The 17461-nt window shown below is 74.0% G+C and carries 8 protein-coding genes; 4 read left to right on the forward strand and 4 right to left on the reverse strand.

All coding sequences use genetic code 11. The features are described from left to right. Positions 1 to 103: 103 nt before the first annotated feature. The 4 genes from AB0K51_RS30650 to AB0K51_RS30665 form a co-directional block, all read right to left on the reverse strand. Positions 104 to 1243 (reverse strand): LLM class flavin-dependent oxidoreductase, encoded by a 1140-nt coding sequence (locus tag AB0K51_RS30650; protein WP_363460794.1) that lies wholly within the window; start codon positions 1241 to 1243, stop codon positions 104 to 106. Between the two features lie 75 nt (positions 1244 to 1318). Then, a complete protein-coding gene (locus AB0K51_RS30655; RefSeq protein ID WP_363460796.1) occupies positions 1319 to 9379 on the reverse strand; it encodes an amino acid adenylation domain-containing protein in 8061 nt (2686 codons plus the stop codon). A gap of 35 nt (positions 9380 to 9414) precedes the next feature. After that, positions 9415 to 12705 carry a beta-ketoacyl synthase N-terminal-like domain-containing protein gene (locus tag AB0K51_RS30660; RefSeq protein ID WP_363460798.1) on the reverse strand — a complete coding sequence of 1097 codons (3291 nt, stop codon included), beginning with the start codon at positions 12703 to 12705 and terminating at the stop codon, positions 9415 to 9417. 413 nt (positions 12706 to 13118) lie between these two features. Beyond that, positions 13119 to 14696, reverse strand: a complete 1578-nt coding sequence (locus tag AB0K51_RS30665; RefSeq protein ID WP_363460800.1) for a DHA2 family efflux MFS transporter permease subunit — start codon at positions 14694 to 14696, stop codon at positions 13119 to 13121. A gap of 192 nt (positions 14697 to 14888) precedes the next feature. Here AB0K51_RS30665 and AB0K51_RS30670 point away from each other — a divergent pair, with 192 nt between their 5' ends. From AB0K51_RS30670 to AB0K51_RS30685, 4 genes are all read left to right on the forward strand, one after another. Continuing rightward, positions 14889 to 15263, forward strand: coding sequence for a cupin domain-containing protein (locus tag AB0K51_RS30670; RefSeq protein ID WP_363460802.1), 375 nt, complete (start codon positions 14889 to 14891; stop codon positions 15261 to 15263). Positions 15264 to 15342: 79 nt separating this feature from the next. Continuing rightward, on the forward strand, positions 15343 to 16554 hold the full coding sequence (locus tag AB0K51_RS30675; protein ID WP_363460804.1) for a cytochrome P450: 1212 nt from the start codon (positions 15343 to 15345) through the stop codon (positions 16552 to 16554). After that, positions 16551 to 16766 carry a ferredoxin gene (locus AB0K51_RS30680; protein WP_363460806.1) on the forward strand — a complete coding sequence of 72 codons (216 nt, stop codon included), beginning with the start codon at positions 16551 to 16553 and terminating at the stop codon, positions 16764 to 16766. The genes AB0K51_RS30675 and AB0K51_RS30680 overlap by 4 nt, the downstream gene beginning before the upstream one ends. A 217-nt stretch (positions 16767 to 16983) precedes the next feature. Then, the gene (locus tag AB0K51_RS30685; protein WP_363460808.1) at positions 16984 to 17457 is read left to right on the forward strand and encodes a MarR family transcriptional regulator; all 474 of its coding nucleotides are present in this window, start codon (positions 16984 to 16986) and stop codon (positions 17455 to 17457) included. Positions 17458 to 17461 lie beyond the last annotated feature (4 nt).

Raw genomic sequence — 17461 nt, forward strand, 5'->3', positions numbered from 1 at the left:
CCCGCGCCCCCCGCCTAAGCCCCCCCCGGGGGTGGGGGGGGGGGGGGGGGGGGGGGCCCCCCCCCCGGGTCGGGGCGTGCCGGGCACGCCCCGCGGATGGGTGCTACTTGGCGTCCGGCGCGGACTTCGCCGCGAGGGCCGCCTCACGGGCCTGGGCCGACAGGTCGCCGCGGCGCTCGGAGACCCACTTCTGGGACTCGCGCAGGCCGTCCACCGAGCCGGTGAAGTGCGGGACGACGTGACGGCGGATCAGCTCGAAGCTCCGCTTGACCTGGCCGCGGGTGGCCCAGTCGTGGGTGTTGACCAGCAGGGTGCCGAAGCCGCCGCTCTGGTCGATCAGCCGCTGGATGCCCTCGATGGCGTCCTCGACCGAGCCGACGATGACGGCCCCGCACTCGACGGCCTCGTCGACCTCGCGGCCCTCGGTGAGGTTCGCCGGGGCGCCGAAGGTGTTGACGACGTACTCGCGGAACCACTTGCGCATGCCCGGGCGGACCTGGTCGAGCGCCTCCTCGCGGGTGTCCGCGACGTGCACGCAGATCGCGATCCGCCAGTTCGCGCGGTCGACGGTCTGGCCGTTGCGGGCCGCCTCGTCCTCCGCCGCGGCCCACATCTGGTCGAGCGGCGCGTCGGGCATGCCCGGGCGGCCGGCGAAGGACAGCGTGCCCAGGCCGTACTGGCCGGCCAGCCGCATGCCGCGCTCGGAGCCCGCGCTGGCGACCACCATGTCGAAGCACGGCTGGGTGTACGGCCGCAGCTGGACCCGCGCGTCGCGCAGCTCGAACCAGTCGGTCTTCATGCTGACCCGCTCGTTGCCGCGCAGCAGGGCCACCACGGCCTCCGCCGACTCGGCCATCATCCGGCGCTGGTCGCTCGGCGCGATGCCCATCATGTGCGCGTCGGCCGGGGAGATGCCGGCGCCCATGCCGAACATCGCGCGGCCCTGGCTGAGGTGGTCGAGCAGCACCATGCGCTCGGCCACCGACAGCGGGTTGTGGTACGGCAGGCTGACCACGCCGGTGCCCAGCTTGATCCGCCGGGTGCGCTGCGAGGCCGCCGCCAGGAACAGCTCGGGAGAGGCGATCAGCGACCAGCCGCCCGAGTGGTGCTCGCCGATCCAGGCCTCGTCGAAACCGAGCTCGTCCAGGTGCTCGATCAGATCGAGGTCGAAGCGCAGCGCGGCCGTCGGGTCCTCGCCGAGCTCGTGGAAAGGTGCCATGAACGCACCGAACTTGAGGCTCACAGTCGACTCCGTCCGTAGTCCGGCCCGTGGTGCGGGCCGGGGTTGTGTGGTGGTTCGGTCAGGGGTGGCGGTGCGTCAGGAGAGCGGGCCGAGCTCCGCGCCCAGCCGCTCGGCCAGGACCTCGAGCTGCGGTGCGCGCATCACCGAGTAGTGCCCGCCGGGCACGTCGACGGCCTCGGCGTCGCCGGACAGCAGCGCCAGCCAGCGCTCGGTGGTCTCGGCGCTCGCGCCGCCGTCCGCGGCCCGGAACAGCCGCACCCTGCCGCCGTACGGGCGGGGGCGGTGCCGCAGCAGGGCGCGGGCGTTGCGCATGAACCGGGTGACGATCTGGCCCAGCGTGGCGGCGTCGAGGTCCGCGGGCAGCACGTCGGCGGCGCAGGCGAGTTCGTGGAAGACCTCCGGCAGCGGGCGGCCGGTGCCGTCGTGCAGGTCCTCGGCGGGCAGCTTCCACTCGCGCTCGGTCAGGCCCGCGAGGTCGCCGGCCAGCCAGCTCAGCAGGTCGGCGTCGGAGACCTCGGCGGTCTCGGCCGGGCCGGGCGGCTCCAGCAGGTCGACCGCGGCGACCAGTTCGACCCGGTGGCCGGCCTCCTCCAGCAGCGCCGCCATCTCCAGGGCGATGACGCCGCCCATCGACCAGCCGCCGAGCCGGTACGGGCCGCTCGGCACGGCCTCGGTGAGCGCCGCGGCGTAGTGCGCGGCGAGTTCGGCGACGGTCTCCAGCTCCGGGCCGTCGGGCACCTGCAGGGCGTAGAACGGCTGACCCTCCGGCAGCAGCCGGACCAGGTCGGCGTAGCAGAGCACGTCGCCGCCGACCGGGTGCACGAAGAACAGCGGCGTCGCGTCGCCCGCGGTGCGCACCGGCACCAGCGCCGAGCGGCCGGTGTGGGTCCCGCTCTCCCGCAGCAGGGCGGCGAGCCGCTCCACGGTGGGGTGGCCGAACAGCGCGGAGACCGGCACGGTCGAGCCGAGGTCGGCGGCGATCCGGGCCATCACGCGGACGGCGAGCAGCGAGTTGCCGCCGAGTTCGAAGAAGTTGTCGTGGATGCCCAGCGGCCGCTCGTCGAGCAGCTCGCCGAAGAACCCGGCCCAGATGTCGGCGAGCCGCCGTTCGAGCTCGTCGCGCGGCGCGACCTGCGCGGCGCCGTCGCCGCCGGCGCGGTCCGGCACGGGCAGCGCGGAGCGGTCCAGCTTGCCGTTGGCGCTGAGCGGCAGGGCGTCCAGGAGCAGCACCCGCGGCGGGACCAGGTAGCCCGGCAGCATGCCGTGCAGGGCGTCCAGCAGGTCCTGCTCGGTGGCCAGGTGGCCGCCGTCCAGGACGGCGTAGCCGACCAGCGACTTGGCCTCGTGGCGGCCGCCGACGACGTGCGCGGCGGCGCTGCGCACGCCGGGGATCCGCAGCATCGCGGCCTCGATCTCGCCCAGCTCGATGCGGTAGCCCTGCACCTTGACCTGGTGGTCCTCGCGGCCGAGGAACTCGATGTCGCCCGAGGGCAGGTACCGGCCGAGGTCGCCGGTGCGGTAGAGCCGCTCGCCGGTGACGGGGTGGCGCAGGAACGCGGCCCGGGTGCGGGCCTCGTCGCCGAGGTAGCCGCGGGCCAGGCCGGCCCCGGCGATGTACAGCTGGCCGGGCACCCAGACCGGGCAGGGCTGCATCGACTCGTTCAGCACGTGGAAGCGCTGGTTGCGCATCGGCTTGCCGTACGGGACGCTCGGCCACGCCGGGTCGACCTCGCCGATCGGGTACCAGATCGACCAGATCGACGCCTCGGTGGCGCCGCCGAGGCTCCACACCTCGGCGTCCGGCGCGATCCGCCGGATCCGGTCGGGCAGCGTGACCGGCACCCAGTCGCCGCTCATCATGACCACCCGCACCGGCAGGTCGCCGGCGCCGGTGGCGAGCGCGTGCTCGGTGAACATCTCCATCAGCATCGGGACGCTGTTCCACAGCGTGACCCGGTGCTGCTCGACCAGCTCCAGCCAGCGGGCCGGCTCGCGGTGCGCCTCCGGCGGCGGGATGACCACCGCGCCGCCGACGCTCAGCAGGCCGAACACGTCGTAGACCGAGAGGTCGAAGTTGAGCGCGGACAGCGCCAGCACCCGGTCCGCCTCGGTGACGCCGTACCGCTCGTTGACGTCCTGGACGGTGTTGAGCGCCGGACCGTGCTCGATCATGACGCCCTTGGGCAGGCCGGTCGAGCCCGAGGTGAAGATCACGTAGGCCAGGTCGTCCGGCGCGGTGCCGGCCGGCGCGGGCGCCGCCGGATCGGCCGCCGCGGCCTGCGGGCCGTCCACCGCCAGCACGCGCACGCCCTCGGGCCACGCGGTGTCGCCGAGCACCCGGTCCTGGGTCAGCACGTGGCCGATGCCGGCGCTGTCCAGCAGCACGGCGAGCCGCTCGGCCGGGACCGCGGCGTCGATCGGGACGTAGACGCCGCCCGCCTTCAGGATGCCGAGGACGGCCGCGACCTGCTCCCAGCCCTTGTGCATCACGACGCCCACCAGGGCGCCGGGAGCGAGGCCCTCGGCGCGCAGCAGGTTGGCGAGCCGGTTGGAGAGCTCGTCGAGTTCGCCGTAGCCGAGGGTCCGGTCGGCGGCGATCACCGCGACCCGGTCGGGCCGCTCGGCGGCCCGGGCCGTGAAGCCCTCGTGCAGCAGCCCGGCGGGCAGCGGGCCGGCGGTGGCGTTGGCCGCCTGCCGGACGTCCAGTTCGGCGGCGGGGGTGAGCAGCGCGCCCGGCCGGTGCCAGACCTGGTCGTCCGCGCAGAGGTCGGCGAGGAGGCCGGCGTAGGCCCGGAACATCTCGTCCACCATGCCGGGCGGGAAGACCGCGTCGACGGAGTCCCAGTTCAGCACCACGCCGCCGGCCTCGTCGAGGACCTGGTGGTCCAGCCAGACCTGCGGGGTGCGCACCGAGCTCCACTGCTCGCGGCCGTTGTCGGCCATCTGGATCAGCGGCTTGGCCAGGCCGCTCGCCGCGCCCGGGTTCTCGGCGGCGCCGAAGTTCACCGTGCTGGCGAAGACCACCGGCATGGTCACCGGGCCGGAGCCGGTCCGGGTGCGGCTCAGCTCGCGCAGCACCTCGACGCCGCTGACCCGGCTGTGCTCCAGGTCGGTCCAGAGCTGGTGCTGCAGCCGCGAGGCCCGCACGTCGAAGCTCTCGGCGGCGGTGCCGCGGACCTCCAGCAGCGTGGTCGCGGTGAAGTTGCCGACCACCTTGCCGACGTCCGGGTGCAGCGGCAGCCGGTTGAAGAACAGCACGTTCAGCGTGAACGAGGCCGACTTGCTCCAGGCGCCGAGCACCTGCGCGTACGCGGTGCAGACGGCCGCCGACGGGGTGACGCCGATCGCGGCGGCGCGCTCCTTGAACCGCGCCCACTGCGCGGCGTCCAGGGTGATCGAGCGGTGCGTGAACTCGGGCCGCTCGATCAGCGCCGGGTCGGTGCCCAGCGGCAGCTCGGGGCCGGCCGGCAGCGTCTTGATCCGGTCCCGCCAGTACTCCAGCGACGCCGCGTGCTCGGGGGTGTCCTCCAGCGCGCGCAGCGCCAGCACGTAGTCCCGGAAGGTGATCGGCACGTCCGGCAGCCGGTCGTACGCGCCCTCGTAGGCGGCGGCCCACTCGGCGAAGACCACCGAGGTGGACCAGGCGTCCATGGTGAGCGCGTCGGCGCCCACGTGCAGGCGGGTGGTGGTGTCGTCCAGCCGGCTGGCCCGGATGTCGAAGACCGGCCAGACCGAGGCGTCCAGCACCTGGTTCTTCATCTCGTCGTGGACGGCGGCCAGGTGCCCGGCCCGGTCCGCCTCGTCGAGCGCGCGCAGGTCGGCGACGTCGATCCGGTAGCGCGGCACGTCCGGCAGCACCCGCTGGGTGCCGTCCGGGTCGACCACCGCGCGCAGCATGTCGTGCCGGGAGACCACGTGGTTCCAGGCGTCGGCCAGCCGCTCCGGGTCGACGTTGTCGAGGTCGACCTCCAGGAAGAAGTAGGTCGAGATGTTGCCGAGCGCGTACGCGCCCGAGCGGCCCACCAGGTACGCCTGCTGAAGGTCCGTCAGGCCGAACGGCTGGTAGCGGTTCGCCTCGTCGTGGACCAGCTGCCGGGGCGCGCCGCCGGCCGGCACGAGTGCCGCGGAGTCCGCGTCCCGGCCGAGGTCGAGCAGCGGCAGGATGTGCTCGGCGAGCCGGTCGACGCTGCCGCCCTCCAGGAAGGCGACCAGCGGCAACTGGAGGCCGAACTGCACGGACAGCGCGTCGCGGGCCTCCAGTGCCATCAGCGAGTCCAGGCCCAGGCTCTGCAGCGACTCCGCCGGGTCCAGGGTGGCCGCGTCGGCGCGCAGCACCCGGGCCACCGTGCCGAGCAGCAGCTCGCGCAGCACGCCCAGGCGGTCGGCCGCGGGCGCCGCGGCCAGCGCCGCGAACCCGTCGGTGGCGCCCTGCGCGGCGGGGCGGGCGGCCGGGCGCTGCCGGACCGGCTGGTGGTGCGCGTGGTGCGCGGCGCCGTCCGCGGAGCCCTCGCGCAGCACCGCCGCGCGCCCGGCCCGCTTGGCGTACACGCCGGTGGCACGGGCCACCGTGCGGCCGCGGGCGTCCTCCACCCGGACCTCGGCGATCAGCGTCGACTCCGGGTTGGACTCCGGCGACAGCACCGCGTGGCAGTACAGCGGCCCGTCGCCCAGCGAGCCGTGCAGCTCGAACCGGTCGATGCCGACCAGCATGTAGGTCGCGTCCTTGGGCGCGTCCGGCGGCAGGCAGATGAACAGCAGCTGGAACATCGCGTCGGTGAAGCCGGGGTGCAGCAGGTAGCCGTCCGCCTCACCGGGCGCCGGCTCGCGCATCAGCGCGATCGCCTCGCTGCCGCCGTGCCACACGTGGTCGATCCACTTGGCCTCCGGGCCGAGGTACAGCTTGCGCCGCCACAGCCGGGTGTAGAACTCCTGGCCGCTCAGCTCCGAGCCGAGCGCGGCGCGGACGTCCTCGCGGTGCGCGACGCCGTCGGCCGCGGGGGCCGGGTCGGCCTCGGAGCGGACCGCGCCCTGGGCGTGCAGCAGCCAGCCGTGCTCGGGGTGCTGCGCGAAGTACTGGTAGCCGCCGTCCGGGTCGACGTGCAGCTGGACGTCGGTGGGCGTCTCCGGGTCGAGGATCAGGCCCTGCAGGACCAGGTTGGCCTCGGCGACCAGGGTCCCGGTCGCCGGGCCGAGCTCCAGCTGCCGGGCCGCCTCGAACGCGGACTCCAGGTACACGCCGATGTTGACCACCGGCAGCCCGTCGATCACGCAGTCGCCCAGACAGGGGTGGTGCTGCGGGCTGAGCCGGGTGGTGAACTGCGCGGTCTCCAGCGGGGACGGCAGCCGGCGGCCCAGCAGCGGCTCGGCCCGGCCGGGGTCGGCGGCGCCCGCCCCGGGCGCGGCCGCGGCGCGGGCCGCCGCGCCCACGGCGGTCGGCTCGAACCAGTGCCGCTCGCGCTGGAACGGGTAGGTGGGCAGCGCCACCCGCCGCCGCTCGAAGCCCGCGTGCAGCGCCGCCCAGTCGAGGTCGAAGCCCGCCGTGTACAGCTCGGCCAGGCTGCCGAGCAGCACGTCCGCGTCGTCCTGCCGGGCGCGCAGCGACGGGGCGAGCACCAGGTCGGCCGCCCGCTCCTCGGCGGGCAGCCGGCGGACCAGGCCGAGCAGGGTCGGCGCCGGGCCGACCTCCACCAGGGCCCGGCAGCCGCGGCCGAGCAGCTCGGCCATGGCCGCGTCGAACCGCACCGGCCGGCGCAGCTGGTCGCGCCAGTAGCGCGCGGTGAACTCGGCCACCGGCCGCCCGTCCATGCCGGAGACCACCGGGATCCGCGGCGCCCGGTAGGCGATCTTCGCGGCCTCGGCTTCGAAGCGGTCCAGCACCGGGTCCATCAGCGGCGAGTGGAACGCCCAGCCGGCCTCCAGCGCCTTGGTCTTCAGGCCCGCGTCCTCGGCGGCCCGCAGCACCTCGGCGACGGCGTCGGTGCCGCCGGAGACCACCACGCTGTCGGGGCCGTTGACGGCCGAGATCGACACCCGGTCCGCGAACGGGCGCAGCACCTCGGCGACCCGCTCGGCGGAGGCGAAGACGGCGCCCATCGAGCCCGGCTCGGTGCCCTCGCTCATCAGCGCGCCGCGCACCGCGGCGAGCCGCAGGCCGTCGGCGAAGGACATCACCTCGGCCACGCAGGCCGCGGCGATCTCGCCGACGCTGTGGCCGACCAGCGCCGCCGGCCGCACGCCCCAGGACATCCACAGCCGCGCCACCGCGTACTCCACGGCGACCAGCGCGGGCTGGGTGCGGCGGGTGTCGGCGAGTAGCGCGCCGTCGGCGATGATCTCGCGCAGCGGCTTGTCCAGCAGCGGGGCGAGGACCTCGGAGGCCTCGTCGATCAGCTCGCGGAACAGCGGCTGCGAGGCGTACAGGCCCTCGGCCATGTCCGCGTACTGCGAGCCCTGGCCGGTGAACAGGAACGCCGCGGTGGGGCGGACGCCGGTGCGGGCGTGCCCGGCGGTGGCGTCGGCGAGGCGGGCCCGCAGCTGCGCGTGCGACGAGCCGGCCACCGCGAGGCGGTGCGGCAGGTGGGCGCGGCCGGTGTTGGTGGTGAAGCAGACGTCGGCGAGGTCGCCGTCCTCCGCGGCCAGCCGGTCGGTGTACCGGGCGGCCAGCTCGGCCAGCGCCTTCGGCGTGCGGGCCGACAGGGTCAGCACGTGGGTGCCCGGGCGCGGCGCGCCGGCGGCCGGCTCGGCGGGGGCGGCCGGCTCCGGCGCCTCCTCGACCAGCACGTGGGCGTTGGTGCCGCTGGCGCCGAACGAGCTGACGCCGGCGATCCGCGGGTGGCCGTTGCGCGGCCAGGCGGTCAGCTCGGTGGGGATCTCGATGGGGAGGTCGTCGATGCCGATCTCCGGGTTGAGCTCGGTCAGGTTGCGGTGCGGCGGGATCTCCCCGTGCCGCAGCGCCATCAGCACCTTGACCAGTCCGGCCACGCCGGCCGCCGGCTCCAGGTGGCCGATGTTGGTCTTCACCGAGCCGACCCGCAGCGGGCCCGCCTCGCCGCGCTCGCCGAACACCTCGGCCAGCGCCCGCATCTCGATCGGGTCGCCGAGCGGGGTGCCGGTGCCGTGCGCCTCGACGTAGCCCACCTGGTGCGGCTCGACGCCGCCCGCGCGCAGGGCGCCGCGCAGCACGTCCTGCTGCGCCCGCGGGTTGGGGACGGTGACGCCGCTGCTCTTGCCGTCCTGGTTGACGGCGGTGCCGCGGATCAGGCCGAGGATCCGGTCGCCGTCGGCCTGCGCGTCGGACAGCCGCTTGAGCACCAGCACCGCGCAGCCCTCGCCGCGCACGTAGCCGTTGGCGCCCTTGTCGAAGGTCCGGCAGGCGGAGTCGGGGGACAGCGCACGGGTCTTGCTCAGGACCACGAAGATCTCGGGCACCAGCAGCACGTTCACGCCGCCCGCCAGCGCGGTGCGGCACTCGCCCGAGCGCAGGCTCTGCGCGGCGAGGTGCACGGCCACCAGCGAGGACGAGCAGGAGGTGTCGACCGACATGCTGGGCCCGGTCAGGCCGAGCAGGTAGGACAGTCGGCCGGCGCCGAAGGTGGAGGCGTTGCTGGTCGCCCAGTAGGCCTCCAGGTCGGCCGGGGCGACCTGCTGGAGCTGGGTGTGGATGTAGTCGTGGTTGGCGATGCCGAGGTAGACGCCGGTGGCCGAGCCGGCCAGCCCGTCGGGGGCGATGCCCGCGTTCTCCAGCGCCTCCCAGGTCACCTCGTGCAGCAGCCGCTGCTGCGGGTCGAGGGCGGCGGCCTCGCGCGGGGACACCCCGAAGAAGGCGGCGTCGTACTGGTCGACGTCGCGCAGGAAGGCGGCCCGGCGGGTGTAGCTGGCGTCCGGGCGGGTGCCGGTCGGGTCGTAGAGGTGGTCCATCGAGCCGCGCTCGGCGGGGAAGTCGATGACGCCGTCGCCGCCGCGGCGCAGGAACTGCCAGAACTCCTCCGGGTCGGCGCCGCCGGGCATCCGGCAGCCGAGGCCGACGACGGCGATCGGCTCGGTCCTGGCCTGCTGGGCCGCCTCCAGTTCGCCGCGCAGTCGGCGGATCTCCCGGACGCTCTGGACGAGCACGTCCTTGCCGACGGTGTCGGTCACGGGGGCACTCCTCGGGTTGGTCGGTTCGGTACGGGTCACTTGCCGATGTCCGTGCTCTGGGAGGCGGAGCCGAGCTCGCCGGCCAGGATCGCCAGCAGTTCGCTCTCCGAGGCCTCGTCCAGGGACGCGTCCGGCTGCGCCGGGGAGGCGGGTTCGGGGGTGGTGCGGGGGGCGGCCGGGTCCGGGCCGAGGGCCGGCCGGTCGTCCGCGTCGTTCGCGGGCCGGCCGACCAGGTCGAGCAGGTGGGCGGTGAGCGCGTCGACGGTCGGGTGCTCGAACATCGCCGGGGTCGCCAGCCGGCAGTGCAGGACGTCCTCCAGCCGGCGCTTGATCCGCACCGCCATGATCGAGTCCATGCCGAGCTGGAAGAACCCGGCGGTCGGGTCGAGCTGCGCGAGGTCGAAACCGAGTTCGCGGGCGACCGCCTCGGCGACGGTGGTGCGCACCAGCTCGGCGAGCTCGCCCGCGTCGGCGGGCAGCGCCGCCGGGTCGGCGGTCGGCGCCGCGGCGGGCTCCGGGTCCGCGGGCCGTTCGGCGGCCGCGGGGGCGGCGGCCGGGACCGGCGCGGCCGGGTCGTCGTCGTCCAGGTCCATGACCGGCGGCAGCGGGAAGCGCTCGTGCCGCCAGGTGTAGGAGGGCAGCGGGACGGGCGTTCCGACCGGTCCCGCCAGCAGCTCCGGCGGGACCGGGTGGCCGTGCGCGTGCAGCGCGGCGAGCCCGGTGAGCATCGCCTCCGACTCGGGCTCCTCACGGCGCATCGACGCCAGGCCGAGGCCCTCGCGCCCGGCCTCCTCGAAGGCCTGCTCGACCGCGGACAGCAGCAGCGGGTGCGGGCTGACCTCGACGAAGGTGTCGTGGCCCTGCTCCACCAGCGAGCGGACGGTGGGCCAGAACAGCACCGGCCGGCGCAGGTTCTCGTACCAGTACTCGGCGTCCAGGCAGGAGCCGTCGATGTACGCGCCGGTGGTGGTGGACAGGATCGGGACGCTCGCCGAGCGCGGGGTCAGGTCGGCCAGGCCGTCGAGCAGGTCCTCGCGCAGCCGGTCGACGCTGGGGCCGTGGCCGGGCACCGAGTTCTTCATCAGGCGGTGGAAGACCCGGCGCGCGGCCAGCTGCTCGCCGAGCGCGGTGAGCACCGCGGTGTCGCCGGACAGGACGGTGGAGGTCGGGCTGTTGCTGACCGCGACCGAGACCACGTCGCGGACGCCGTCCAGCAGCGCGTCCGCCTCGTCCAGCGGCAGGCCCACCACCATCAGCGAGCCGGACCCCTGCAGGCGGGTCAGCAGCCGCGAGCGCAGGGTGATGATCTGGGCGGCGTCCTCCAGTGAGAGCGCGCCCGCGACGCAGGCCGCGGTGATCTCGCCCATGCTGTGCCCCGCGACGACGTCGGGCTCGATGCCGAGCGAGCGCCAGCGGGCGGCGAGGCCGACCCCGACCGCGAACAGCGCGGGCTGAATGAGCGTCAGGTCGTCGGGGAGGGCGTCCAGGTCGGTGCGGTGGATCCGCTCGATCACCGACTCGCCCTGCCAGTGCCGGATCGCCTCGTCGCAGGCCTGCACGGCGGCCCGGAACACCTCGCACTCGCCCATCAACTGCCGCCCCATGCCCAGGCGTTGGGTGCCGTGCCCGGCGAACAGGAACGCGGTGCGGCGCTTGACGGCGGGGCTCGCCACCCGGCCGGTGACCACGCCCGCCGGGTGCTCGCCGTCCAGCCAGGCGGTCAGCCGGGCGGCGGCCTGCTCGTGCGAGTCGGCGACCACGGCCAGCCGGTGCGGGTGCGCGGTGCGGCGCAGCGCCGCGGTGGCGGCGATGTCGCGCAGCGCGGCGGAGCGCCCGGCGGGGGAGAGCAGGTGGTCGCGGTGGGCCGCGGCCATCCGGCCGACCTCGTCGGCGGTGCGGGCGGTGACGGAGAGCGCCACCGGTCCGGGGGCGGGCGGCGCCGGGGCCTCGGCGGGCGCCGGGGCCGGGCCGAGGATCACGTGCGCGTTGGTGCCGCCGGCGCCGAACGCGCTGACGGCGGCGTAGCGCCGGTCGTCCGGCACGTCCCACTCCGCGGTGGCGGTGGGGATGAACAGCCGGGTGCCGTCCAGCTCGATGTACGGGTTCAGCTCGGTGAAGTGCAGGTTCGGGGTGATCGCCCGGTGGTGGACGCTGAGCGCCGCCTTGACCAGCCCGGCCAGGCCCGAACCGGCCTCCAGGTGGCCGATGTTGGTCTTGATCGAGCCGATCGCGCAGCCGGGGTCGCCGTCGCCGGCGGGCCGGCCGTACGCCTCGCTCAGCGCCTCGACCTCGATCGGGTCGCCGAGCGCGGTGCCGGTGCCGTGCGCCTCGACCAGGGTCACCTGGTGCGGCTCGATCCGGGCGTTGGCCAGCGCCCGGCGGATCACGTTGCGCTGCGAGAGCCCGTTCGGCGCGGTGACGCCGTTGGTCAGACCGTCCTGGTTGACCGCGGACCCGGCCAGCACCGCCCAGATCCGGTCGCCGTCGGCGACCGCGTCCGACAGCCGCTTCAGCACGATCGCGATGACGCCCTCGCCGCGCACGTAGCCGTCGGCGCGGGAGTCGAAGGTCTTGCAGCGGCCGTCCTCGGCCAGCGCGCCTATCTTCGAGAAGCCCATGGTGGTGGCGGGCGACAGCATCAGGTTCATGCCGCCGACCACGGCCACCGGGCACTCCCCGGCGCGCAGGCTCTGCGCCGCGAGGTGGACGGCGACCAGCGAGGCGGAGCAGGCCGAGTCGATCGTCAGGCTGGGGCCGTGCAGGTCCAGCAGGTACGAGAGCCGGTTGGGGATCAGCGAGTTGGCGGCGCCGATCGAGGTGTAGGTGCCGATCCGCTCGCGCCGGCGCAGCTGCATCTGCAGGAAGTCGCAGGCGTTCGCGGCGACGAACACGCCGGCGTCGGTGCCCTGCAGCGCCGGCAGGGTCAGGCCGGCGTCCTCGACGGCCTCCCAGGCAACTTCCAGGAACAGCCGCTGCTGCGGGTCCATGTCCTGGGCCTCGCGCGGCGAAATGCCGAAGAAGTAGGGGTCGAATTCCTCGGCGCCGGAAAGGAAGCCGCCGTGCCGGGCGGTCATCCGGCCGGGCACCTCGCGATCCTCGTGGTAGTACCGGGAGTTGTCCCAACGGGACGCCGGGATCTCGGTGATCGCGTCCACGCCGTCGACGAGCAGGCGCCACAGGTCCGCGGGGCCGGACACCTCGCCGGGCAGCCGGCAGCCGATCCCGGTGATCGCGATCGGCTCGCGTCTCGCCTGCTCCAGGGCCACGACCTTGGCACGAAGGTCCCGCACCGCGGTCAGGGCAGTCGTCAGCGCCTCGGTCGTCATCTGGCCACCTGTCGGTCCGAACGGACTGGGGAGATCGGCAGCCGGACATCAATGGAGTCGGAACGGCTGCGATATCAGGAATTCCTCGAAAGGCTAACCCGCGGCCACGGCGGCCGGTCAACCCCAGTCCGGAAGTACGGGGGCCACCCCTAATCGGGCTTTTTAAGGGGACCCCTACGAGGAATTTCCCAGGTATCGGGCGACGGAATACCGACACAATCGGATGGAACTGCTCCGGAAGTCCGGACGCGACGCGGTGATCGAATACCCGGGCGCGCGGCGGCGGCTCCGGAAGGCGCGAAAAGCGGCGACCGCCGCGGCCCGGGGAGGGGCCGCGGCGGTCGCCGCTCGCCCGGCGGGGGTCCGGGCTGGGATGGCTGCGCGGGGCAGCCGGGTCATCGGGTGGGCGCCGCCTAGGCGGCGGTGGCCTCCTCGGCCGGCTTCGGGGCCGGCGGCGGGGTGGGGGCGCCGGGCGGCGGCGGGACGCTGGCCGGCAGGCCGCGCATGGCGACGACGCAGGCGAGCACCGCGAAGCCGGCGCAGACCAGCAGGGCGGCGTGCATGCCGGTGACGTGGGCGTCGAAGGCCGCGTCCTTGATCCTCTGGGCGTCCGCGCCGCCGAGCGCGTTCCCGCCGGCCCGCAGGGCCTCCAGGGCGCCGCCGACCGACTCGCGGGCCTTGTCGGCCAGGTTGGCGGGCAGTGCGGAGGCCTTGTCGCCGAGCGAGGAGCGGTAGACCGCGCTGACCACGGAGCCGATGACGGCGACGCCGAGCGCGCCGGCCACCTGGCGGACGGTGTTGGACACCGCCTGGCCCGCGCCCATCTTGACCGGCGGGACGACCGACATCAGCGCGCCGGTGGCCGGCGCCATCACGCAGCCCCAGCCGAGGCCCAGCGCGACCTGGCCGACGGCGACCAGCCAGAGCGGGCCGTCGGCGTCGAGCGCGGCGAAGACCAGCATCGCCACGGCCATCAGCGTCGTGCCGGCGGCGACCACGTTGCGCGGGCCGAACTTCATGGCCAGCTTGGGCAGTCGGAAGGAGATCAGGAAGGCCGCCAGGCCCATCGGCACCATCATCAGGCCGGCCTTGGCGGGGGAGAGGCCGAGCACCGCCTGCAGGTAGATCGACATCACGAAGATGCCGCCCAGCAGGGCGAAGAAGGCCAGCGCGATGGCGCTGGTGCCGGAGGAGTAGCGGCCGAGCTTGAGCAGGCTGAGGTCGAGCGCGGGGGTCGAGACCCGGCGCTCGAAGAGCACCAGCAGGACCACCAGCAGCAGGCCGCCGGCGATCGGGCCGAGGGTGCCGAAGGCCAGCCAGGAGTCCTCGCCGCCCTGGACGATGCCGTACACCAGGGTGCCGACGGCCGCGATGGAGACCAGCACGCCGATCGGGTCGAAGCTGCCCGGGTTGGGGTTGCGGGACTCCGGCACCAGGAGGGCGACGGCGACCACGGCCGCGATGGCCAGCGGCACGTTGATCAGCAGCACCGAGCCCCAGTAGAACTCCTGCAGCAGCAGGCCGCCGACGATCGGGCCGATCATGGTGCCGACACCGGCGGAGGCGGCCCAGGCGGCGATCGCCTTCGGGCGCTCGGCGGGCGGGAAGACCACCATCAGGATGGCCAGCGACACGGTCGGGACGGCGGCGGCTCCGATGCCCATCAGGGCACGCCAGGCCACCAGTTCGCCGATCGACCCGGCCATCGCGGCGAGCAGCGAGGCGCCGCCGAAGACCGCGAGGCTGGCGATGACGATCGAGCGGCGGCCGAACCGGTCGGCGAGCACGCCGCCGGTGAAGATGAACGCCGCGAAGGTGATCAGGTAGGAGTCCATCGACCACTGCAGGTCGGCGGTCGAGGCGTCGAAGTCGCGCTGGATGGTGCTCAGTGCCACGTTGAGGATGGTCATGTCCATGACCACCACCAGGACGCTGAGCGCCAGTACAAGCAGGATCGCCCGGCGGCGGCCCGGGCTCGTCTCGTTATTCATGGTCTGTCCTCGGGTCGGCCTGAGGGGTGGTCTTCACTGGGGTAGTAAAGGGGCTTTACTCCAGCGAGTAAAGCTGCTTTGCTTGCTAGCGTCAACCCATCGCGAGTCCGCACCCCGACGGATTTTCTGGGGTAGACACGAACGCTCGTCCGGGCGTTCTCTTGGCCACATCGCTTGAATGGAAGAGGAACCATGCGCGTCATCTCGGAAACCGAAGAGCGCACCACCCGCAACCCCGCCGGCCTCGCGGCCGGCCTCGCCGGACCGAGCCAGGGCAGCGAGCAGGTCAGCACCTGGCGCGTCGTCATGGAGCCCGGCACGGACGCTCCGGTGCACCTGATCGACCGCGACCAGGTCTGGATGCCGATCGCCGGCACCTTCGAGTTCGTCGTCGGCGAGGAGACCTCCCTGGTCAAGACCGGCCAGGCGATCCTCGTTCCGGCCGACGTGACCCGTACCTTCCGCGCCGTCGACGAGCAGGCCCAGGCCCTGGTCGCGATGGTCCCCGGCGGCACCGCTGCCCTGCCGGGCAACGACGCCCGCCTGCCGCTGCCCTGGGCCGCGTAAGGCCCAGAGCGCACGGGGCCGGGGACTCCCGGCCCCCGGCCCCGTGATCCCGAAGACAGACCAGCAGAGGATCTTGATCATGACTGAAGTCGTCGGTCAGCACCCGGCGTTCCCGATGGTCCGCAAGTGCCCGTTCCAGCTCCCCACCGAGTACGCGGGGCTGCGCGAGACCGAGCCGGTCTCCCAGGTCACCCGGGTGGACGGCTCGACGCCGTGGATCATCACCCGGTACGACCTGGTCCGCAAGGCACTCGCCGACCCCCGGATCAGCTCCGACCGCACCCTGCCCGGCAACCCCAGCCTGGTCCCGATCCCGCCGGCGTTCCTGCAGCCCTCCTCCCGCCCGCTGATCGTCCAGGACGGCGAGGAGCACGCGCTCCACCGCCGCCTGATCATCAACGAGTTCACCGTGCGCCGGGTCCAGGCGATGCGCCCCGACATCCAGCGGATCGTCGACGACTGCATCGACCGGATGCTGGAGCAGGACGGCCCGGTCGACCTGGTCGACCTGCTGGCCCGTCCGGTGCCGACCCTGGTCATCTGCGAGCTGCTCGGCGTCTCCTACGAGGAGCGCGACATCTTCTACGACGCCAGCAACCGGGTGTTCGCGGAGGAGAGCACGCCGATGGACATCGGCATGGCCATCAACGACCTGCGGGTGTTCCTCGACGCGAAGATCGCCGGCCGCGAGGCCGAGCCGGGCGACGACCTGCTCAGCCGCCTGGTCAAGCGCTACCAGGACGAGGGCATCTACGACCGCGAGCGGGTCATCAGCACCGCGCTGGGTCTGCTGATCGCCGGCCACGAGACCACCACCAGCATGATCGCGCTCGGCTTCGCGGCCCTGTTCGACAACCCGGAGCAGCTGGCCAAGCTGGTCGCCGACCCGTCGCTGGCGACGAAGGCCACCGAGGAGCTGCTGCGCTACCTGTCCATCGCGGACATGATCACCGCGCGCTCGCTGACCGAGGACGTCGACCTGGACGGCACCGTGGTGCCCGCGGGCGACGGCCTGTTCGCGCTGCTCGGCGCGGCCAACTTCGACCCCGAGGTCTTCCCGGACCCGGAGGTCCTCGACCTGGAGCGCCCCGAGGCCCGCCAGCACCTGGCCTTCGGCCACGGCGCGCACGCCTGCCTCGGCGCGAACCTGGCCCGCCTGGAGCTGGAGATCGTCTACAAGACCGTCTTCGAGCGCATCCCCGGCCTCAAGCTCGCCGTCGACGTCGACGACCTGCCGTTCCGCGACAAGACCGCCCTGTACGGCATCAGCGCCCTCCCGGTGACCTGGTGACCGCCCCGGCCGGGAGCGTCCGGATCAGCGTCGACCGCACCCGCTGCGTCGGGTCCGGCCAGTGCGTCATGACCGCGCCCGAGCTGTTCGACCAGGACGACGACGGCTTCATCGTCGTGCTCGACCCCGAGCCCGGCCCGGACCTCCTGGTCGGCGCCCGCACCGCGGCCCAGCTCTGCCCGGGATCGGTCGTCACCCTCGACGGCGCGTAGACTGCCTCGGTCCGGCGGAACGCCGTCGCCCTCCGTGCCCCGCGGCGCGGCAGACGGCGGCGGCCGCCGGACCGCAAGTGGCACCACCGCAGGCCCGCCGGTCCCCACGGACGGTGTGGCGCCGGCGACCGGAACGTCTGAGGCGTCGTCACGTGCGAGGATTCGGACCGGGATGCCCCCCATGGCATCCGTGGGGACTTCGTAAGAGGACGAACACATGCAGACGGAGGATCCGCTGGCCGGTGCCGAGCTGACCTTTCTGCTCGGCATGGCCTTCCAGCTTTTGCACGCCGAGTTCGTGGGCCGCGTCAACACGCTCACCTCCACCGAACTCCGGCCGGTGCACGGCATGCTGTTCCAGATCCTCGGCCAGGACGGGGCGACCAACACCGAGCTCGCCACCAAGCTGGGCGTGACCAAGCAGGCCACCGGCCAGATCATCGACTTCCTCGAGGAACGCGGCTACGTGGAACGCCTGCCGCACCCCGACGGCGGCCGCCGCAAGCTGGTGGTCATGACGGACTCCGCCCGGCTCCACCTCGCGGTGGCCGGCCACGTCCTGGCCGATCTCGAAGGCAAGCTCGCGGCCGACCTCGGCGCCGCCGACATGGCCGAACTCCGCCGTGAACTCGCCCGGCTGATCAGGTACTTCGCCGGCGACGAGATCCCGCCCCTGCGACCGCTCTGGTAACTGC

Origin of the sequence: Kitasatospora sp. NPDC049285 (assembly GCF_040678815.1) — a bacterium.
Classification (GTDB): domain Bacteria; phylum Actinomycetota; class Actinomycetes; order Streptomycetales; family Streptomycetaceae; genus Kitasatospora.

Excerpts from the sequence above, each read along its gene's own strand:
- AB0K51_RS30660 (WP_363460798.1), bottom strand. The coding sequence starts at position 12,705 with ATGACGACCGAGGCGCTGACGACTGCCCTGACCGCGGTGCGGGACCTT.
- AB0K51_RS30665 (WP_363460800.1), bottom strand. The coding sequence starts at position 14,696 with ATGAATAACGAGACGAGCCCGGGCCGCCGCCGGGCGATCCTGCTTGTA.
- AB0K51_RS30670 (WP_363460802.1), top strand. The coding sequence starts at position 14,889 with ATGCGCGTCATCTCGGAAACCGAAGAGCGCACCACCCGCAACCCCGCC.
- AB0K51_RS30675 (WP_363460804.1), top strand. The coding sequence starts at position 15,343 with ATGACTGAAGTCGTCGGTCAGCACCCGGCGTTCCCGATGGTCCGCAAG.
- AB0K51_RS30685 (WP_363460808.1), top strand. The coding sequence starts at position 16,984 with ATGCAGACGGAGGATCCGCTGGCCGGTGCCGAGCTGACCTTTCTGCTC.